Consider the following 18,836-nt stretch of genomic DNA (forward strand, 5'->3'; position numbering starts at 1 on the left):
CAATTGGCTTTTGCTGGAGCATGCTGCTCCGGAAACGTCTCGGTCACTCATTAGCGAAAAGCGTGCCAAACTGAGATTAGCGGTTTTGCTCGGGAATCTGCGCCTTATGCCCATTGCAGGTGAATGGGGTGGATAACGATTGCCGGGTTCCAAAAAGTCAGGAGGCAAGAGTTGCCCAGTTGGCGTGTTCGCGTCACCTTAGGGCCAACTAATGAATCTGACTGGTGCATTTGAGAGGAAATGACTGTGCTCATTCGTACGACACCTGTCTCCGGCCTCTCTGCGACTGCCGGAGTTAAGAAAACAAAGAACGATCCTAAAAAGTCCTCCAATTCGTTTTCCGTCGAAAAAGGGGGCAGTGAGGCGCAGTCTGCGCAATCCTCAGCTCATTCCAGCGGCATTCACAATGTGGACGCGCTCTTGATGCTTCAGCAGGTCGATGACCCGATGACCGGGAAGCGAAAGGCGATGAAGCATGGTCTCGATCTGCTTGATGAACTGGATCTTTTGAAGATTGATTTGCTGCAGGGGCGTGTCTCGCCAGAGCGGCTTGAGAAAATTGTCTCCCAGCTGTCAAACCGTGTAAAAAGTGGCGATGCTGGTCTTGATCAAATAGTCGAAGATATTGAGCTGCGAGCAAGAATCGAGCTGGCTAAACTTGGTCGATTTCCAGAGTAATTCACTGCAAAATCAATAATGTACATGTGGATATCACGTTGGGGTACAGCCTAATCCTACGTACATTTAGGAGATTAGAACAATTCTCCGTTATCTGGCGTTGTCGTTTTCATTAGACGCCGCTATATTCCAGCCGCCCATACAGGTAGCCGGAGTTGCAAATGGCGGTTGATATCGCAGTTGACTATCGTCCCACCGAGGACGAGGAGTTCATGAACGAGCGCCAGGTCGAGTACTTCCGTCGGAAGTTGCTGGCTTGGAAGGATGACATCCTTAAGGAAAGTATGGAGACTCTCAACAATCTGCAGGAAGAAAGTCAGAACCATCCGGATTTGGCGGATCGGGCTTCCTCAGAAACGGATCGCTCCATCGAGCTTCGCGCACGTGATCGTCAGCGCAAGCTGATCTCAAAGATCGATGCCGCTTTGGCTCGTATTGAAGATGGGTCCTACGGGTATTGTGAAGAGACCGGAGAGCCGATCTCCGTTCGTCGCTTGGATGCTCGCCCAATCGCGACCCTATCCATTGAGGCGCAGGAAGCGCATGAACGCCGCGAGAAAATTTATCGCGACGACTGATAGATAATTACAGTTTGTACTTCGGCAGATGGCTGGGTGGGTCACAAAGATCTCAACCGCATCTGCCTTTTTCTTTGGCCTGCAGCTCCGCCAAAGAAATTCTCCTCCTGCGATATCTTGGGTGAGGGCTAGTGCCCTAAAAAAGAACGGGCACGGTGTGCTGGGGAGCAAAACACCGTACCCGTCGGCCGTTTTGGGCTGGGGAGCCTTACGGCGAAACTTATGGCTAGAACGGCAGGACGATATCCAGAACCTGACTGCCATAGCGTGGCTGTTGAACCGCGCTGATCTGTCCGCGGCCGCCGTATCCAATACGGGCCTCCGCGATCTTCTTTGAATCAATGGTGTTGTTGGACTGAATGTCCTGCGGGCGTGCCACGCCTGCCACGATCAGTTCACGAACTTCGTAGTTCACGCGCACTTCCTGTCGCCCTTCGATCACCAGATTGCCGTTTGGCAGAACTTGCGTAACGACGGCGGCAACGGTGGTCTTCAGCTCTTCCTTGCGGTCTATGGAGCCGGAGCCGTTGAAGTTTGCGCTGCTGTCAACCGAGGCGAGGGCTGAGGAGGTGGCGCTTGCAGGAAGGGCCAGCGTATCGATTGCTGTGCCCAGTGCGCCGCCTGCGCCCACATTCGAGGTGTCGCTTCTGGAATGCTGCGAGGAGTTGTCGAACTCCGCCTCATCTTCGATGGTCACGACCACGGTCACGATGTCGCCAACCCGTTTTGCGCGCTGATCCTGAAAGAAGGCACGGTTGCCTGAGCGCCACAGTGAATTGGCATTGTAGTGCTCCGGCTCAGGTGTTGGCATCGGCATCTGCACCGGGCGGTATCCCGGCGTCGTGCGCGGGTCCTGAATGGCGGTGAGCGGTGGTTCCTTGCCGACCTGAGACAGTCTGTCTGCGGCGGTGCAGCCTGCTGTCATGGCGGCAATCAGGGTAAGGGTTACGATCTTTGCGCCGGTCTTCATGGGCGGGCCTCATTCAGGCTCGCAACGGATTGGCCGAGGTTGGAAACGTGGGCGCGGCCAGAGCCGGTCACGGTGCCAAGGACAACCTTGTTGGAACGCATGTTCTTGATTTCGATAATGTCTCCCATTGCGCCATCTGCATTTGCGCGGCCAATGGTGGTGAGTTGCATGCCGGGGATGGCGTAGGTGACCATGATGTTCTCACCGCGCTTGACAAGAAGCGGGGCGGTAATGTCGTTCTCGGTCAGGATCGTACCTGCGCGCAGCGAGCGGCGGGCAGCCTGACCAACGGCTTGAGTTGCATCAAGGGCGGCGCGGCGGGCCATGCGCTGTGCGGGTACCCGTTCAATGCGCAGATCGTTGCTGCTGATGATGTCGCCCCGTTTTACACGGCGAGCCAGTGTGGTCACTTCCACCATAATGTTGGCCTGGCCATCCAGAGCGAACGTCTGGGCGCGGCCATCGCGCACCACTGAGAACGTGGCGCGGAACTGGCCGTTTGACTGGGCCCAGTTGAGGTGGGTCAACGAAATTGGGTTGGCAACGCCTGCATCGCCATGAATGCCCGCTGGCAGTGGGGTGTTCCACCGCAGCTCGATGTCGTTGTCATCTCCCAGAAGGCGATCGGCCATTTTGCCCTTCACCAGCTTGGAGATCATGGCACCTGTCATTTCAACGGAAGCGCGGTGCACTGTCACGACTTCAAGGCCATTTGTAGCGGCTTCCCAGAAGCCGGCGTCCTGGGCCTGACGCGCGATCAGTCTTGCTGGAACTTCACCGGTCTTGCCATGGTCAGGTGCCCTGAAGATTGCCGTTTGGGCGAACTCTCCAGCGTCCTCATAAAAGTCGCCGATTGTCACGATCGGGCCACTCACGATCACGTGGGAGCGCAGCACGGGCGCAGCCGCCGCGATGGTCGTCAGCCCCAAAAGAAGTGAGAAAGCAAGGATCAGACTGCGGGTCATGAAGTCAGCCTCTATCTCATGTTCGTGGTGGTTGAGTACATCTGATCTGCGGCCTGAACGATTTTGGAATTCATTTCGTAGGCGCGCTGAGCGGCGATAAGGTCGGAAAGCTCGCGAACGGCATCCACGTTGGAAGCTTCAAGGAAGCCCTGCTTGACGCCGCCCATGCCATCCGATTCCGGGGTTCCTGTCTGAGGGGCGCCGCTTGCTTCCGTTTCAAGGAACAGGTTGTCACCAATTGCTTCAAGGCCTGCCTTGTTGACGAAGCGCGCGAGTTCGATCTGCCCCAGCTCCACAACCTGACCCTGCTCACTCATGGCCTGAACGAGGCCCTGATTGTTGATCGTGATGTCGCGGGAGCCGTCCGGAATGGTGATGCCCGGCAGGACCGGGTGGCCATCATTGGTTACGAGCTGACCGGTTTGGGAGCGGGCGAAGGAGCCATCGCGGGTGTAGGCTGTGGTGCCATCTGGGCGTTCAATCTGGAAGAAGCCTTCGCCGCGAATGGCCAGGTCCAGCTCCTTGCCGGTGCTGTTGGCGGTGCCTTGAGACATGATGCGGCTGGTGGCAACGGTCTGTACGCCGGAGCCAATCTGTACGCCGTTTGGCACAATGGTGCCGGCATCGGAAGTCTGGGTGCCCATGCGGCGCTGGTTTTCGTAGAGAAGATCCTGGAAATCCGCGCGCTGGCGCTTGTAGCCGGTGGTGCGCATGTTGGCCACGTTGTTGGAGATCACCTCAACGTTGAGCTCCTGTGCCTTCATGCCTGTTGCTGCGATATAAAGTGCTTTCATGGGTGTCGTCCTTTACGTCGCGGCTACGATACGCGGCCGAGTTCGCGGATAGCGCGTTCTTGCAGGTCATCGCGCTGAGAAATGATGCGCGAGACTGATGCGTAGTTGCGGGTCACTTCGATCATGCGGGTAATCTCGACGACGCCCTCAATGTTGGACATCTCCAGAAAGCCCTGCTGCACCTCGATGTTCTCCATGGGAATCGGGTTCTCGCCGGCGTAGGTGTTCTGCCCGCGCAGCGTCAACTCCTGCGGGTTTTCGAAGTTCACCATGTTCAGGCGGCCGAGAATCCCTTGATTGTTGGAGAGGGTGCCGTCCTTGGCGATTGAAAGCGGGCCATCTTCGGAATTGATCTCAATTGGGCCGCCATCCACCAGTACAGGGTATCCTTGCTGCGTCTGAAGGATGCCATCCGGGCCAACGGCAAAATTTCCCGCCCGGGTATAAAGTTCCTCTGTCGGCCCCTGAACAACCAGAAAGCCGTCGCCTTGAATTGCAACGTCAAGTGGATTGCCCGTTTCGCGCAGAGCGCCCTGTGCGAAGTTGGTCGCGTCGCCGTAATCGTTTGTGTAAGACAGCGGTTGGTCTGGCCGCTGAAAGGCCGTCGCTTCTGCCTTTGGCATAAGGTATTCTTCAAAAAGCAGATTTTGCCCTTTGAAGCCTGCCGTATTGATGTTCGCCAGATTGTTTGCAATGACGTCCAATTGACGTCGCAAGCCAAGCTGACGCGACAACCCTATAAGTTGTGCGTTTTCCATGTTCGTGGTCCTTGCTCCCCAGCAAGCTAACCCGGCCGGGCTAGCGGTTAACCATATGCAGGGACCGTGCCAACTCACAATGCGGCCACAGACTCGCCGTTTTTCTGGGAATTGCGGGATTTCGTTAGATCCTTTCACATAGGGCCCAGCAATAATGAGCTACTAAAAAATGCCAGTGGGCAAAACTTGCCTAGATGGCTTTGTTAACCATCTGTTAACCATTTGGGCTGTTTAACCTATTGTTAAGACTTAAGTTAAAATCCCTCACTGTATTTGGGCGGGTCGAGAGATGACTGATGCACAGGCTCCTGAAACAGAAGAAACGCAGGAACCAGAGCGCAAATCTAAGAAAAAGCTGCTGATTGCAGTTTTTGGCGGTGTGGTTCTTCTTTCCGCACTGGGCGGTCTTGGTGTGTATATGGGGCTTCTCGATAGCCTGACGGACTCTGCCGATCCGAATGCGCCCAAGCAGGCGCAGCAGAAGTCTGTCGTGTTTTATGACCTGCCGGAAATGACGGTTAATCTTGCGACGGATGATCGCCGCACGTTTTTGAAGGTCCGAATTGCTCTCGAGGTCGAGAGTTATTCCGTGGTCAGCGATATCGAGCCGTACTTACCGCGGATCATGGATGCCTTCCAGATCTATCTGCGCGAGCTGCGTCCGGCTGATCTTGAAGGGTCAGCAGGGCTGTTTCGTCTCAAGGAACAGCTTCTGCGTCGCATTAATCTCGCCGTTTATCCTGCCAAGGTGGATGGCGTTCTGTTCAAAGAGATTTTGATTCAATAGGGGAGGCATTGCATGGCAGCAGGTTCCAATGCCGCACCGGGGTCCGCCGGGGGACAGGATTGGGATGCGTCCACCGCCACGGTGGATGAGGACATCTCTGATGATGATGAAGACCTTGCCGCTGCCTGGGGTGCTGCCCTCCAGGAGCAGGGCGCGGCGAATGCTGAGGATGTAGCGGCCCAATGGGCGGCCATGATCGAGGACAGCGAGCCGGAGCTGGATTCAGCAACGCGCGGGGCTGATCGTATCCTCAATCAGGAGGAAATCGACAACCTTCTCGGCTTCAGTCTCGACGAAACCATCACGGGCGACAACACGGGCATACGGGCGCTGATCAACTCGGCGATGGTGTCCTATGAACGTTTGCCCATGCTGGAAATCGTGTTTGACCGCCTGGTGCGTTTGACCACGACTTCCCTGCGCAACTTTACCTCGGACAACGTGGAAGTTTCGCTGGATTCCATCACTTCCGTTCGCTTCGGAGACTATCTCAATTCCATTCCGCTGCCTGCAATCCTTGGTGTATTCAAGGCAAGGGAGTGGGATGGCTTTGGTATGGTGACGGTGGAATCCTCGCTGATCTATTCCATTATTGACGTGCTGCTGGGCGGAGGTCGTGGCATGAGCCCCTTGCGCGTTGAGGGGCGCCCATACACGACTATTGAAACCAATCTTGTGCGCCGGATGATTGAGATCATCCTCGTGGATGCGGAGCAGGCGTTTGCGCCGCTCTCTCCGGTGCAACTGCCATTGGAGCGGCTGGAGACCAATCCGCGTTTTGCCGCAATCTCCAGACCAGCTAACGCTGCCATTCTTGTTGAGCTGCGCATCGACATGGAAGATCGCGGCGGCAAGGTCGAGATCATGTTGCCTTATGCAACGCTGGAGCCGATCCGTGATCTGCTGCTCCAGATGTTCATGGGCGAAAAGTTTGGCCGTGACCCTATCTGGGAAGGTCACTTGGCCTCTGAAGTCTTCAGCGCCGAGGTCAATGTGGATGCGGTGCTTTATGAAAACAGCATTCCCTTGCAGCGGGTGCTGAACTTGGAAGTTGGGCAAACATTGCTCTTCGATGTGGGTCCAAAGGATCCAGTTACTGTCAAATGCGGAGGGGTACCGCTGACACAGGGGGTAATGGGCCGCGTTGGCGACAACGTGTCCATTGAGATCGCAAGCAAACTGCGCCAACCAAAAATGACATTGGCAGCGTTTGAGCGGTCCATGCAGAACAAATCGGAAGGGATCTGAGGATGGCTATCGGGATGATCATTGAAATTGTAGTCGCTGTCCTGTTGGTGGTCACCATCGGCTATTGCTTCACGCTGAACCAGCGTTTGAAGCGCCTGCGTTCCGATGAGGCCTCCTTGCGTGCGACCATTTCAGAGCTGATCACCGCCACCGAGATTGCCGAGCGGGCCATCCTGGGTCTCAAGTCTACTGCGGGCAACGCGGACAAGACACTTGGTGAGCGTCTGGGGGAAGCGGAGGCGTTGTCACGCCGTCTTTCCAGCCAAATCGGCGTTGGTGCAGATGTTCTGGACCGTGTCGGGCAGGTGGCGGACGCCGCCGTCGCCGGTCAGCCAACCTCGAACGTGAACAGCTATGAGGCTGCTGCAGCGGCCGCAGAAGAAGTGGCCGCTCGCGTGGCTGCACATGCTGAGTACGCTCATGCCCAAATGCCTGCGCAGCCAGCCGCTCCGGCTCAAATGGCTCAGCCCGCTGTTCAGCAGCCAGCGCCTGCACAGCCCGCGCCGCAAGAGCCGCGCCACAGCCGGGTGAAGGACATCTTCAAGGCAGCGGAGGCTTCCACCTCGCGGCTGGAACAATTCCGTCGTAGAGCACAGGGGTGAATGGCGTGAGATTAAGACTGCTTCCGATCGTCGTTTTTGCCATCAGTTCCCTGCTTGTCCTCAAGCTGGTGGGCTTTTTTCTTGATGGCCGCTACGACTTGAGCACAGTGCGTATGGCCGGAGCGCAGCAGTCTGTTCTCGATCCTTCGAGCGTTGATACAACGCCACCTCCCGGTTTTGGTGAGCCGGGGGGCTCTGCTCTTGGTGGGTCCGTGTCAGAGCGTGCGGTTCTGTCCAGCCTTGGCGAACGCCGCAAGGAGCTGGAACAGCGCGAGGAAGAGCTTAACCTGCGTGAACAGATGCTTGCCGCTGCTGAAGCACGCGTTGAGAAGCGCATTGCCGAGCTGAAGCAAATTGAGGCCCGGATTGAAGCCAATGTCTCTGCACAGTCAGAGAAAGAAGCGCAGGAAATCAAGGATCTCATCAAGATCTACGAGAGTATGAAAGCCAAAAGCGCAGCTCGCATTTTTGATCGGTTGGAGATGGATGTCTTGCTGAAGGTTGTTGCAGAAATGCAGCCCCGGAAGATGGCTGACATTCTGTCCAACATGAGCCCGGAAGCAGCAGAGCGCTTGACTGTGGCCATTGCCGTCGGTCGTCAGTCTGCAGTTGAGACGCCTCAGGCGCTTTTGCCCAAGATTCAAGGCAACTAACGGGCATCGTAAGGGTGCGTTAACAAGCAAATTGCTAGAAATACGCAATGCTGTATCAGGGGAATCGGGCGGTGTTGACGGGTTCTGGACCCTACGTGAAAAAGAGCTTGTCGATAGGGCGTGGTGCGTTTGCAGCCCGCATCGGATTTCTGCGTCTTGTTGCGTCCCTTTGGGTTGTATTTTCAAGCTTGTTTCTCGTCTCGGCTGATGCATTTGCGCAAGGGGAGACGGCAACAATCACGGCCAGCGCCGAAGAGGGCTTTGGGCGCATTGTCATTACCTTTCCCGATCGGACCCTTCTGCCAGACTATGATGCACTGGTTACAGCTGGTGTTTTGCGCATTGCCTTTCCCAATGGCATCAATGCTGCTGTTGACGAAATCCCCGCAGAACTGAGTGATTACATTTCGGTTGCCCGCCGGGATCCTGATGGCGCAGCCCTGCGCTTTGCCCTCAAGCAGCCCGTGAATGTGAACAGCATGGAAGCGGGCGAAAAACTCTTTATCGATCTCTTGCCGCGGTCATGGCAGGGCCTTCCGCCCCCATTGCCAGAGGACGTGGTGGCGGATCTGGCCAAGCGGGCAGAAAAAGCTCTGCGCCGGTTGCGTGAGTTGGAGCGGGACCGCGAAGAGCAGATTGTTGAAGAGGCTCAGGTTGACCTGCGGGTTGGGGAGCATCCCACATTTACCCGCCTGGTGTTCGACTGGTCCGTTCCGTTTGACAGCGCTTTTGTGCGCCGTGCCGATCGGGTGGAAGTTCAGTTCGACCGGGAAGCCACCCTCGACCTTGCGCGTATGCTGATCAACCCGCCGCTCGGACTATATGGTGCGCGCTCTGAAATTCGTGATGCTGGCCTGTTTGTCGAGTTAGCCATCGATCCGGCGTCAGATGTGCGGGCGTTTCGCGAGGGCTCAAGCTACGTGGTGGACGTGACGCCAACTGAGCTTCAGGAGCGCGCTGAGAAGAACAGCCTGCTGCGAGACGTTGATGAGGTCTATGCCGACCCGATTTTGCAACAGAGCGAAGGGGAAGACCGGGTGGTCGCGTTGGGCGTTCGTCCGGAAGAGCGTCCGAGTTTGATGCCGGTTTCTCCTCAGCCGCAGCCTGTGCCTGAAACGGCCCCGACACCTACGCCTGCCGTTGCCCCTGCTGCTGGTCCGATGAACCTTACGCCGTCAGTGTTCCGGCCGCAGACCAATCCGGCAACGGTCCCAACACCAGTACCGGCACAGCAAACCGCCATGTCTGAAGCACTCGGGCAGGTGGATGACCCCATTGCCGCCGTTCTTGCGCAAGCGGATGAGGTGGCCATGGCCGCCAAGGCGTTTGGATTGAGTGAAGAGCCTCTCGTTTCCTTGAGCGCACCAGTACCTGAAGGGAGCGGCCCGACGCCGCAACGTCCTTTCATTGATGATGAGCCGCTGGAAGAAAAGCCGAACCATCCAAGCGCCAAGCCAGTGCGTGATCTGGAGCCTGTTGGTGAGCTAAATCCACCACCTGCTGGCGAGCTGACACCGAAGGGCAAGCCTTCTCCAGTGGCGGAGGAAAGCCCTTCCGAGGATGCCGTTACGGAACAGGTGGACCCTGCACCTGCAGAACCTGAAACTGCTCCTCTAAAGGAACAGGTTTCTCAGGAAACCGCCCCTGATCCCGGCACTGAACCTTCCTCGATTGCGGTGGAAGAATCTGAGGTGGCTGAGCCTGAAGCTGTTGAGCAAACCTCTGAGGCAGCGGAGGAAGCTGTTTCCCCGCCAGCTGCTCAAGAGGTTGAGCAGCGTTCTGACAGCGCTGAAGAGGTTGCACCTCCGGCACAAGGCACGGCTCAGGAGACCTCTGCGGTGAACCTACCAACTGCACCCGCATCAGAGGCGCAGCCAACAGAGGCGGAAACCGAAACAGCAAAGGCTCCGGCATCACCGCTGCCACGCATCATTCCGATCAATCAGGACACTCCGGCACCAAAGCGCGATGAGGCACCTGCAGTACCTAATGCAGAGGAAGTTCCAGCCTACGCACAGGAAGCAGCACCCCCGCTTGTCGCGGTAGAGGTGCGCCGTGTTGGAAACTCCGCTCAGGTTCACCTACCGTTTGGGTTTGAAGTTCCGGCAGCCATGTTCCGCCGTGGCCGTTTCCATTGGCTCATCTTCGACAGCAATGTGCCGATTGATGACAGAGCCCTGCGAGTAGCTCTTGATCCCTACATTCACGGCCTCTCTAACGAGGATCATGGGGATTATCAGGTCATTCGCATGCGGTTGAAGCGCTCCACACTGGCGAGCTTCAGTGCAGAAAAGGACCGCTGGGTCTTGTCTGTTGGTCCTTCTGTGACCGAACCAAGCGCGCCGCTGCAAGTCGAGCGGAATGTGCAAGGGGATGGCGAAGCGGTTCTGCGCGTTGCTGTTGGCCAAGGCGCAGCGCTTCACGAGATACGCGACCCGGATGTGGGCGATGTCATTTACGCCGTCACCGTGAAAGGACCAGCGCGGGGTCTGATCAAACCGCACCGATACACTCAGCTCCAGTTCCTGCAGTCGTTGCAGGGGGTTGCGGTTACGCTTTATGCAGATGGCGTGAATGTTGAGGTCAGCGGCGAGGATGTGTTGATCACCCGCGATGATGGCCTTGCGGTTTCCAGCGAGGATTTGTGGCGCGCGCTCGATCGGGACACGCCGATCAAAGACCCGACCCAGCCCGGCCTGATCGAGTTCTCTAATTTTACCAAGCCGGATGTTAATCGTTATCGAGGCCAGTTAAGGGACTTTGAGGCCGCAGTGGCCCTGGCAGATCCGGAAGCAGTAAAGGGACCGCGCCTCGATATGGCGCGGTTTTACCTTGCCTACGGCTTTGCAGAGGAAGCGCTGGGTCTTCTTGAGCTTTCAAAGGATCAAGACCCAACGGTTGCCACAGATGCTACATTCAACGTGATGATGGGCGCCGCGCAAATGATGGCGCACCGTCCGCGCGCAGCGAAGGAGTATCTTGAGTCCCCCGAGTTGACGCGCAGCCCGGATGCCGCTGTTTGGAAAACCCTTGCGGATGTGTCGCTTGAAGATTGGCCCAGTTCTCTTCTCAATCTGGAGACAGCCGGGGATGTGATCGACAGCTATCCGGAAAGCATCCAGATCGATTTCAATCTTGCGGCGGCACAGGCGCACGTGGAGCTTGAGGACTTTGGCAGCGCAGCCGCCTATCTTGCCCAGATCGAACCTTCGGCAACCAACCGAGAGCAATCGGCTCTTTATGACTTGCTGCGCGGGCGCATCGCGGATGCCTCAGGGCGTACTCAGGAGGCCATCGAGGCCTTTGAGTATGTGATGGAGAACTTCGAGGGGCCGGAAGCGGCAGAGGCGCAGTACCGCAACATCGCCCTAAAATACCGCGATGGCTATTTGGGAGAGCAGGAAGCGATCGACGAGCTTGCCAATCTGTCGACGATCTGGCGCGGGGATGAAACGGAGTTGCGCACTCTTGATCTTCTTGCGGTGCTACAGGCCAAAGAGGGCGCCTATCGCGATGCTTTTGCGGCCATGCATCAGGCCATCCTGTCCGATCCGGATTCAGAGATCACCCGCAATCTTCAAATGCAGATGGGGGATGTCTTCACCGACTTGTTCCTGCGTGAAGGCGCGGACAAGCTGGATGCCATTGAGGCGCTTGCCATCTTCTACGACTTCCGGGAGCTGCTGCCAGTTGGTCGGGAAGGGGATCAGATGGTGCGCTATATGGCAGACCGCATGATTGACCTTGACCTTTTGGATCAGGCCGCGCGCGTTTTGCGCCATCAGATCGATCATCGTCTCAAGGGCGCTGCCAAGGCTCAGATTGCCGCTGACCTCAGTGTTGTTTACCTGCTGGACCGCCAGCCAGAGCAGGCTTTGCGTGTTCTGTCCCAGACCCGTCAGGCGCAGCTTCCCGCCACGTTGCAACGCCAACGCAATCTGGTAGAAGCGCGGGCGCTGACTGAAAGCGGGCGTCCGGATCTTGCTCTGGAACTGGTGCGCAACATGAGCGGTGTAGATGTGGACCGCTTGCGCGCCGATACCTTGTGGGCTGCAGAGAGCTGGCAAAAGGCTGCTGAGCAGATTGAAAAGATGCATGCTGGCCGCTGGGCGGATGCATTCCCACTGGATGAGCAGGAGCAGACCGACATTCTGCGCGCAGCTATTGGCTACTCGCTGTCCTCAGACAGTTTGGGGCTGGATCGTTTGCGCCAGAAATACTCCGAGAAGATGAGCAGCAGTCCGAACGCCGCAGCCTTCGAAGTGGTGACGCGCCCGGTTGATGAGCGCGGCGTTGAGTTTCTGGATGTGTCGCGCTCCATTGCTGCGACGGACAGTCTGGACGCGTTTTTGGATGAGTACCGCCGCCAGTACCTGACGGCAGGGGCCCTCAGCCCATCCCTTTCTGAGAACGCGGGAAGCTCCCTCTAGATCATCACAAAACGACCAGCTCACTAAAAAGGCCCCGGATGTGAAGCATCGCGGGGCCTTTGTCGTCGTGAGGATGTCCTTTTTGAACCTGGGCTATCCGACCCCGAAACTTCGCACCAGGCTTCCTGCGATCAACTGCCACCCGTCAACAAGAACGAAGAAGATCAGCTTGAAAGGCAGAGAGATCACGACCGGCGGAAGCATCATCATACCCATGGACATGAGAAGAGACGCGATAACCAGATCGATGATCAGGAATGGCAAATAGAGCAGGAACCCGATCTCGAAGGCGCGCCTCAGCTCGGAAATCATGAAGGCAGGCACCAGTACACGCAGGCTGATCTCTTCTGGCGTTTCAGGGGCAGGCAGGTTCGCCAGGTCTTGGAACAGCGCCAGATCCGACTCGCGCACCTGATTGCGCATGAACACATGAAATGGCTCCGAGGAACGTTCAAACGCCTCGTCCATCTCAATTGTGCCATCCATCAGGGGCACGACACCAGCGTCGTAGGCCTGCTGAAACGTCGGTGCCATGATGAAGGCAGAGAGAAACAGAGCCAGCGCAATCATTACCGTGTTGGGCGGTGCAGTTTGCAGACCCAGTGCGGAGCGCAACAGCGACAGCACCACCACAATGCGGGTGAAGCTCGTCACCATCACCAGAATGCTTGGCGCAAGGGACAGGATGGTGAGCAGGGCAACGATTTGCACCGCACGCTCGGTCAGCGTGTTGTTGTCGCCCAGATCAATGGTCAGTGATTGCGCCAGTGCGCCATCGGCAAAGCCGAGGACCACCGCCAGCACGAACGCCAGCGCGGCGAAGCTTCTCAAAAGCACAGAATTTTACCCGTTAACCCGCTTTAGACTGCTTGGAACCGCCTTCCAACTCATCGAGCAGTTCGGCCATGTCATCGTCCAACGCCATGAAGCCTTTATCGGCTTTCTTCTGGTCTTTTGTGTCGCTTTCTTTGTCAGTGGCTGCTTCGGCTGCCTTTGTGTCTTCAGCAGGCTTCGCCTCTTCAGAAGGTTTGGCGTCAGCGGTCTTGTCCTCGGCCTTTTCGGAGCTTGGTTCGTCTTTCGCAGCGTCCCTCACTTCAGGCTTGGCTTCTTCCGCCTTGTTAGCTGCTTCTGGTTTTCCTTCGGTCTTGTGCGCCTGCGCGTTGGCCTCAGGGGCTTTGCTCTCGTCGGCCTTGGTCTCTGACGTCTTGACGTTGGCCGCCGCCTTGGTGTCCGCTGGTGCCTCTGCGTTGTCGGTTAGGCTGCCCAGCTCGGCTTCCAAGCCTTCTGCAACGGCGGCTGTGTCCGCTGGCGCTGGCACCGGTTTCGGCGTTGCCCGTGAGAAAGCGCGAATAGGTCCGTTGGTGGCAGGCTGGCTTGGTTTCTCGCCAGTGGCCGGCCCGTTGCCAAAAACTGTTTTTGCGCGTGCAGCTGGACCAGACAGCGGCGGCGTGATGGTGCCGACATAGGTCGAGCGGGACCGTTCTGCTGGCTTGTCAGTGTTCGCAGCGCCGCTGTCCTTGGGGGCAGGCGTGCGCGCGGCGTAAGGCATTGGGCGCTGAGCAGGGTGCGGGCGCGCCGCGGCGGGACGCACATGTGGCGCCGGTTTTGCCTCTACGGCTGTCGGGGCAGGTTGAGCTGGTGTTGTCTGCGCTTCCGGTGCCGCCTTCACTTCTGCAGGTTTTTCGGAGTCAGGAGCAACGGCAGGGGCGGGGGCAGGTGCAGTTTGCTCGGCAGGTTTGGAGGGCGCACCCGGTGCAGCCGGAGCCGCAGGGCGTGGGGTGGCCTGCGGGTTTGGCTGTTGAGGCGCGGCCGCTACTGGCGCAGCAGCAGGCGCTGTTGGTGTCGTGCGCGGCCGTTGTGCCGTGGCTGCTACATTTTGAACTGCGGCTTTTGCGGCGCCAAAAATGCGCTTGGGTGCCAGCTTGGCGACAGCGGACTCAGGGTCTGCGTGGTCAAGATGTGGCGGCTCATAGGGGGTGGTTGGTTTTTGTGGCTCAACGCGTTGCTGTCTTGCTTGCGGAGCGGGGGCAGTCTTGGCTTCAGAGGCTTGGCCCTGTACCTGCTGAACCTGCGGCGCTGCCCGAACGGGGCGCGGCTCTGCATCTTTCAGTTCGGTTGCTTCTGGCAGCGGTGTTTCATCATATCCGGGCACCTGTGCTGGCAGGTAGCCGTTTGGTGCGCGATGGCGCTCAGGCGCGGCCTTGGCATGTGGGGCAGCGCGAACGATTGCCTGTTCCACCACTATATCCGTGTTGCCACCCACCAAAATGAGGTGCTCCACGTTGTCGCGTCGTACCAACAGAAGGCGGCGACGGGTGTCTACGTCCGCTGCATCCATGATGGCAATGCGCGGCTGCCTGTTGCGCCCGCCTTTGTAGGTCGTGCGGGCAAATCTCTTCAAGAGGGGAACGATGATTGCGATCAACGCCAGCACGGCGATCAACGCAATCACAACAGAAAATAACAGAGCTGTTTCCGGCGGAAGATTAAACGAGCTCGCCAGCCATTCTTTCATGATTTCCCCACTTCTTCGGAGTAGATGCGTGCAACTTTGCCTTTACCTGCTTATTGGCTGTGCCACACTCCGAATCCCTAATACCAATGAATTAGTGCCCTACATATCTTAAGATGGTCGGCAGATGAACTCTGCAGGCCGCCGACACGCGGGATTCTGACGCTGGACTCACAGGTACCTCTCGGTTTTCCTGTTTGAAACCCGTATAGGCAAATTATTCCCGTTGCTCACACTGTTGCATTTTGCCAGTTGTGGGCTCCCCAGGACAATGGCCGTTTTCTGCGACTACCTATTATTAATTGGTTAATATTAACTTTTTGTTAACCAATTGATAGGCAATTTTTACCTAATGTATTGCTGAGGGTATTCGAGACTTAAGGGGCACGCGGTCTAATGGCCATGTTTGATCTGCCGGTGTTTCAAGCACTGCGCCAAAAAATGCAGTGGCATCAAACACGTCAGGGCGTCTTGGCAGAGAACATCGCCAATGCGGACACACCCGGCTACCAAAGTCAGGACCTGAAGGATTTTAAGTTCAGATCAATGGTGCAAAACACTGTTTCTCCTTCGAGTCCAGTGCAGACCGATGATCAGCATATGACCCTGTCCGCGAGCAGTGGCTCGCCCAAGGCGCAGGACATATCAAGTTTCGAGCGCACACCGGACGGCAACTCGGTGGTGCTTGAGGAGCAGATGATGAAGGTTGCCCAGAACCAGATGGATTATCAGATGGCAACCAGCCTCTATTCCCGTGGTTTGGGCATTTTGAAGACGGCCATCAAGCGGTCGGCATAAGCTGCTTTTAGGACCAACGCGCGGGGAATGGCGCGAGAAAAGGGCAAATCGTGGATTTTCTGAAGTCAATGTTCATTGCGGCGTCGGGCTTGAAAGCTCAGACCGGGCGCATGCGGATCATCGCGGAAAACGTGGCGAACGCAGACTCCACGGCGCGTACGCCCGAGGGTGATCCGTACCGCCGCAAGATCCCGACGTTTCAAGCCAAGCTCGACCGCGAGATGGGCGTGAAGGTGGTGGAGCTTGGCAAGGTTCAGGAAGACAAGTCGGACTTCGAAACCCGCTTTGAACCGAGCCATCCGGCGGCTGACGTCAATGGCTATGTGAAGTTGCCCAACGTGAACACGCTGGTTGAAAGCGTCGATATGCGCGAAGCGCAGCGCTCTTACGAGGCCAACCTCAACGTGGTGCGGTCCACCCGAACCATGTTGCAGCGAACCATCGACATCCTCCGCGGTTAATTCTTGAAGCTTTGAACAGATTGGTGACACCCAATGGCTAACCCAACCCTTGCAGCGAACGCCTATGCCAACATGGCAAAGCTCACCCAAAGTGGTGGGAACCCACAGGAAGTGGCGGGCGGTGCCAGCTCTCAGGACTTTTCCCAGCTCGTCAAAACAGCCGTGGAAGAAGTACGAGAAACCGGTCAGGTAACTGAAACGCAGTCCCTCAATCTGCTAGAAGGCAAGGCCAATGTGGTGGATGTGGTGACCGCGGTTGCAGAAACCGAACTGGCTCTTGAAACCATGGTTTCCGTTCGCGATCGCGTGATCTCCGCATATGAGTCCATCATGCGGATGCCGATCTAGTTGCTAAGGTAAGGCTCAATGACCGGCCCTGAAGTTCTTGATATTGCCAAGGATGGCATTTGGACGCTCATTCTTGTGAGCGCTCCCGTGATGCTGGTCGGTCTGGGTGTGGGTGTTGTCGTGGCCCTGTTCCAGGCGCTCACCCAAATTCAGGAAGCCACACTGGTTTTCGTACCGAAGATCCTCTCCATTTTTGTCGCGCTGTTGGTGGCCTTGCCGTTCATGGCCGCCACCATGGCCAGCTTTACCAATCAGATCGTCGAGATGATTGTGAATGGCGGCTAGCGCGTAAGGAGGGGCGTCGCCAATGACTGTAGAACTGGGCTTCATTACCAGCTACGTGGTGACGTTTCTGCTCGTGTTCGCGCGCCTTGGCAGCATGCTCATGCTCATGCCTGCGCTTGGGGAAGCATCCTTGCCCATGCAGTCGCGGCTGGGGTTGGCGCTTGCACTGACCTACATTCTGGCCCCCATTGGCCAGCCGCTTTATCCTGATACGGTCCTGTCTTCATTTCCCACGCTGATGGTCATGCTCATCAGTGAGATCATTATTGGGTTGTTCGTTGGCGCGTCGGTGCGCATTGTCACGTTCGCACTGCAGACGGCGGGCGCGATGATTGCCAACCAGATGGGGCTGGCCTTTGCCCTTGGCGGCGATCTGACAGCCTCGGGTATGCAGGGCGCTGTCATTGGCAACTTTCTGTCCATTCTGGGCACGGTGCTGATCTTTGCCACCAATCTGCATTATCTGGCCATTGCCGCCATGCATGATTCCTTCACGCTGTTTCCGCCGGGCACGTTCATTCCTGTTGGGGATGCCTCAGCCAATGGTGTGGCGTTGGTCTCGCAGATGTTTTCCATTGCGGTGCGCCTCAGCGCGCCATTCATGGTGCTGGGGCTTACGTTCTACTTCGGCATGGGCTTGCTCAACAAACTCATGCCTCAGCTGCAGATCTTCTTCATCGCCATGCCGGTGAACATCATGCTTGGCCTTTTCTTGATGCTTGGCGTGCTGGCCACCATGATGGGCTGGTATCTGACGCAAGTCGAAACGGCCTTCCAGCCGTTCATAATCCAGTAGGAGCATGAATGGCTGACGAAACGGATGACTCCGAGAAGACCGAGGACCCCTCCCAAAAACGCTTGACCGAAGCGCATGAGAAGGGGGACGTTCCCAAATCGCAAGAAGTCAACGGCTGGTTCGCCTTGCTGGGCACAGCCATGGTGGTGGCGTTCTTTGCCCAGCCAACGGCCGCCGGGATTGCCGATATCCTCAAGGGCTTTTTCGAGCACGCTGACAGCATTCCGGTTGATGGCGGTGGACTGTTGTTCTTGCTTCAAGACACAGGCCCCCACATTCTTGTGGTGCTGGCGCTGCCGCTCCTGGTGATGATGGTGCTGGCTGTGGTGGGCAACGTGGTCCAGCACAAACCGGTGTTCACAGCCGAATCCATCCAGCCCAAGCTCAACAAGGTGTCACCTCTGGCAGGGGCCAAGCGTCTGTTCTCCAAGGACAGTCTCATGAACTTTGCCAAGGGGCTGATGAAGATCGCAGTGGTTTCGACTCTGATCTATTTCATTGTCTGGCCGCAGAAGGATCAGCTGGAAACCGCCATTTTTCGCGGTGCAGGGCACATTCTTCAGGAAAGCAGGGACTTGTCGCTCCAGCTGGTGGGTGCAATCCTTGCTCTGATGACGGTGGTGGCAGGGCTGGACTTCGCTTGGCAGCGACAAAAATGGTTCAACAAGCAGAAGATGACCCAGCGCGAGGTCAAGGAGGAGTACAAGCAATCCGAGGGTGATCCGCAGATCAAGGCGAAGATCCGCCAGTTGCGTGCGCAGCGATCTCAGCAACGCATGATGGCGGAAGTGCCCAAGGCGACGGTTGTGGTGACCAACCCGACCCACTACGCGGTTGCACTTTTCTATGACGACGAGATGCAAGCGCCGAAATGTGTGGCTAAGGGCGTGGATGCACTGGCGCTTCGTATTCGTGAACTGGCAGAAGAAAGTAGTGTTCCGATCGTAGAGAATCCCCCTCTGGCGCGTGCGCTGCATGCCACGATGGAGATTAATGATATGATACCGGAGGAGCATTACGCAGCGGTTGCAAAGGTTATCGGTTATGTGATGCAGCTGCGTGAGAAGAAAAATTGGCGCTCGTAACTCTGGGACGTGCTTGAAACTTGGTGCATTGCGTTGAATCCTCAGGCGGAGTGCGAAACCGGGCTTAATTGGGGCTGCCCGTGGAGAG

Annotated in this window: 19 protein-coding genes; 13 read left to right on the top strand and 6 right to left on the bottom strand. The window is 57.1% G+C overall.

The features are described 5' to 3' along the window. The first annotated feature begins 240 nt into the window (after positions 1 to 240). Both PUV47_RS10940 and dksA read left to right on the top strand, forming a co-directional pair. On the top strand, positions 241 to 678 hold the full coding sequence (locus PUV47_RS10940; protein WP_274218598.1) for a flagellar assembly protein FliX: 438 nt from the start codon (positions 241 to 243) through the stop codon (positions 676 to 678). A gap of 161 nt (positions 679 to 839) precedes the next feature. Beyond that, positions 840 to 1,256 (top strand): RNA polymerase-binding protein DksA, encoded by a 417-nt coding sequence (gene dksA, locus PUV47_RS10945; RefSeq protein WP_274218599.1) that lies wholly within the window; start codon positions 840 to 842, stop codon positions 1,254 to 1,256. A 226-nt stretch (positions 1,257 to 1,482) separates the two neighbouring features. Here dksA and flgH read toward each other — a convergent pair whose 3' ends face one another. The 4 genes from flgH to flgF are packed head-to-tail and all read right to left on the bottom strand — an operon-like array spanning position 1,483 to position 4,743. Further along, positions 1,483 to 2,226 (bottom strand): flagellar basal body L-ring protein FlgH, encoded by a 744-nt coding sequence (flgH, locus tag PUV47_RS10950; protein WP_274218600.1) that lies wholly within the window; start codon positions 2,224 to 2,226, stop codon positions 1,483 to 1,485. Further along, entirely contained in the window at positions 2,223 to 3,191 is a 969-nt protein-coding gene (gene flgA / locus PUV47_RS10955; RefSeq protein WP_274218601.1) for a flagellar basal body P-ring formation chaperone FlgA, read from the bottom strand. Before flgA ends, flgH begins: the two co-directional genes overlap by 4 nt. Positions 3,192 to 3,202: 11 nt before the next feature. Further along, positions 3,203 to 3,985 carry a flagellar basal-body rod protein FlgG gene (gene flgG / locus PUV47_RS10960; RefSeq protein WP_274218602.1) on the bottom strand — a complete coding sequence of 261 codons (783 nt, stop codon included), beginning with the start codon at positions 3,983 to 3,985 and terminating at the stop codon, positions 3,203 to 3,205. A 23-nt stretch (positions 3,986 to 4,008) separates the two neighbouring features. Next, positions 4,009 to 4,743, bottom strand: coding sequence for a flagellar basal-body rod protein FlgF (gene flgF, locus PUV47_RS10965; protein ID WP_274218603.1), 735 nt, complete (start codon positions 4,741 to 4,743; stop codon positions 4,009 to 4,011). Between the two features lie 289 nt (positions 4,744 to 5,032). Here flgF and PUV47_RS10970 point away from each other — a divergent pair, with 289 nt between their 5' ends. Genes PUV47_RS10970 through PUV47_RS10990 form a run of 5 tightly spaced genes read left to right on the top strand, consistent with a single transcriptional unit; the run spans position 5,033 to position 12,463 of the window. Continuing rightward, a complete protein-coding gene (locus tag PUV47_RS10970; protein WP_274218604.1) occupies positions 5,033 to 5,530 on the top strand; it encodes a flagellar basal body-associated FliL family protein in 498 nt (165 codons plus the stop codon). A gap of 12 nt (positions 5,531 to 5,542) precedes the next feature. After that, a complete protein-coding gene (gene fliM, locus PUV47_RS10975) occupies positions 5,543 to 6,778 on the top strand; it encodes a flagellar motor switch protein FliM (RefSeq protein WP_274218605.1) in 1,236 nt (411 codons plus the stop codon). A gap of 14 nt (positions 6,779 to 6,792) precedes the next feature. Next, positions 6,793 to 7,380 (top strand): DUF6468 domain-containing protein, encoded by a 588-nt coding sequence (locus PUV47_RS10980; RefSeq protein WP_274218606.1) that lies wholly within the window; start codon positions 6,793 to 6,795, stop codon positions 7,378 to 7,380. 5 nt (positions 7,381 to 7,385) lie between these two features. Continuing rightward, a complete protein-coding gene (locus PUV47_RS10985; protein WP_274218607.1) occupies positions 7,386 to 8,033 on the top strand; it encodes a MotE family protein in 648 nt (215 codons plus the stop codon). A 47-nt stretch (positions 8,034 to 8,080) separates the two neighbouring features. Beyond that, positions 8,081 to 12,463 carry a hypothetical protein gene (locus tag PUV47_RS10990; RefSeq protein ID WP_274218608.1) on the top strand — a complete coding sequence of 1,461 codons (4,383 nt, stop codon included), beginning with the start codon at positions 8,081 to 8,083 and terminating at the stop codon, positions 12,461 to 12,463. Positions 12,464 to 12,556: 93 nt separating this feature from the next. Here the strand turns inward: PUV47_RS10990 and fliP are convergent, their stop codons facing one another. Beyond that, positions 12,557 to 13,294, bottom strand: coding sequence for a flagellar type III secretion system pore protein FliP (gene fliP / locus PUV47_RS10995; RefSeq protein ID WP_413697813.1), 738 nt, complete (start codon positions 13,292 to 13,294; stop codon positions 12,557 to 12,559). Positions 13,295 to 13,313: 19 nt separating this feature from the next. After that, positions 13,314 to 14,978, bottom strand: a complete 1,665-nt coding sequence (locus PUV47_RS11000) for a flagellar biosynthetic protein FliO (protein ID WP_274218609.1) — start codon at positions 14,976 to 14,978, stop codon at positions 13,314 to 13,316. Between the two features lie 393 nt (positions 14,979 to 15,371). Here PUV47_RS11000 and flgB point away from each other — a divergent pair, with 393 nt between their 5' ends. The 6 genes from flgB to flhB are packed head-to-tail and all read left to right on the top strand — an operon-like array spanning position 15,372 to position 18,748. Continuing rightward, positions 15,372 to 15,773, top strand: a complete 402-nt coding sequence (flgB, locus tag PUV47_RS11005; protein ID WP_274218610.1) for a flagellar basal body rod protein FlgB — start codon at positions 15,372 to 15,374, stop codon at positions 15,771 to 15,773. A 50-nt stretch (positions 15,774 to 15,823) separates the two neighbouring features. Beyond that, on the top strand, positions 15,824 to 16,234 hold the full coding sequence (gene flgC, locus PUV47_RS11010; protein ID WP_274218611.1) for a flagellar basal body rod protein FlgC: 411 nt from the start codon (positions 15,824 to 15,826) through the stop codon (positions 16,232 to 16,234). 33 nt (positions 16,235 to 16,267) lie between these two features. Then, positions 16,268 to 16,582, top strand: coding sequence for a flagellar hook-basal body complex protein FliE (locus tag PUV47_RS11015; protein WP_274218612.1), 315 nt, complete (start codon positions 16,268 to 16,270; stop codon positions 16,580 to 16,582). 18 nt (positions 16,583 to 16,600) lie between these two features. After that, positions 16,601 to 16,867, top strand: coding sequence for a flagellar biosynthesis protein FliQ (fliQ, locus tag PUV47_RS11020; RefSeq protein WP_274218613.1), 267 nt, complete (start codon positions 16,601 to 16,603; stop codon positions 16,865 to 16,867). A 22-nt stretch (positions 16,868 to 16,889) separates the two neighbouring features. Then, positions 16,890 to 17,663: a flagellar biosynthetic protein FliR gene (gene fliR, locus PUV47_RS11025; protein WP_274218614.1), complete on the top strand. Its 774-nt coding sequence runs from the start codon at positions 16,890 to 16,892 to the stop codon at positions 17,661 to 17,663. An 8-nt stretch (positions 17,664 to 17,671) separates the two neighbouring features. Further along, positions 17,672 to 18,748 (top strand): flagellar biosynthesis protein FlhB, encoded by a 1,077-nt coding sequence (flhB, locus tag PUV47_RS11030; RefSeq protein ID WP_274218615.1) that lies wholly within the window; start codon positions 17,672 to 17,674, stop codon positions 18,746 to 18,748. Positions 18,749 to 18,836 lie beyond the last annotated feature (88 nt).

The sequence above is a fragment of the Pseudovibrio exalbescens genome, from assembly GCF_028737195.1.
GTDB lineage: Bacteria > Pseudomonadota > Alphaproteobacteria > Rhizobiales > Stappiaceae > Pseudovibrio > Pseudovibrio zosterae.

Coding starts and splice junctions, on each gene's coding strand:
- PUV47_RS10940 (WP_274218598.1), top strand. CDS start 241: ATGACTGTGCTCATTCGTACGACACCTGTCTCCGGCCTCTCTGCGACT.
- dksA (WP_274218599.1), top strand. CDS start 840: ATGGCGGTTGATATCGCAGTTGACTATCGTCCCACCGAGGACGAGGAG.
- flgH (WP_274218600.1), bottom strand. CDS start 2,226: ATGAAGACCGGCGCAAAGATCGTAACCCTTACCCTGATTGCCGCCATG.
- flgA (WP_274218601.1), bottom strand. CDS start 3,191: ATGACCCGCAGTCTGATCCTTGCTTTCTCACTTCTTTTGGGGCTGACG.
- flgG (WP_274218602.1), bottom strand. CDS start 3,985: ATGAAAGCACTTTATATCGCAGCAACAGGCATGAAGGCACAGGAGCTC.
- flgF (WP_274218603.1), bottom strand. CDS start 4,743: ATGGAAAACGCACAACTTATAGGGTTGTCGCGTCAGCTTGGCTTGCGA.
- PUV47_RS10970 (WP_274218604.1), top strand. CDS start 5,033: ATGACTGATGCACAGGCTCCTGAAACAGAAGAAACGCAGGAACCAGAG.
- fliM (WP_274218605.1), top strand. CDS start 5,543: ATGGCAGCAGGTTCCAATGCCGCACCGGGGTCCGCCGGGGGACAGGAT.
- PUV47_RS10980 (WP_274218606.1), top strand. CDS start 6,793: ATGATCATTGAAATTGTAGTCGCTGTCCTGTTGGTGGTCACCATCGGC.
- PUV47_RS10990 (WP_274218608.1), top strand. CDS start 8,081: ATGCTGTATCAGGGGAATCGGGCGGTGTTGACGGGTTCTGGACCCTAC.
- PUV47_RS11000 (WP_274218609.1), bottom strand. CDS start 14,978: ATGAAAGAATGGCTGGCGAGCTCGTTTAATCTTCCGCCGGAAACAGCT.
- flgB (WP_274218610.1), top strand. CDS start 15,372: ATGGCCATGTTTGATCTGCCGGTGTTTCAAGCACTGCGCCAAAAAATG.
- PUV47_RS11015 (WP_274218612.1), top strand. CDS start 16,268: ATGGCTAACCCAACCCTTGCAGCGAACGCCTATGCCAACATGGCAAAG.
- fliQ (WP_274218613.1), top strand. CDS start 16,601: ATGACCGGCCCTGAAGTTCTTGATATTGCCAAGGATGGCATTTGGACG.
- fliR (WP_274218614.1), top strand. CDS start 16,890: ATGACTGTAGAACTGGGCTTCATTACCAGCTACGTGGTGACGTTTCTG.
- flhB (WP_274218615.1), top strand. CDS start 17,672: ATGGCTGACGAAACGGATGACTCCGAGAAGACCGAGGACCCCTCCCAA.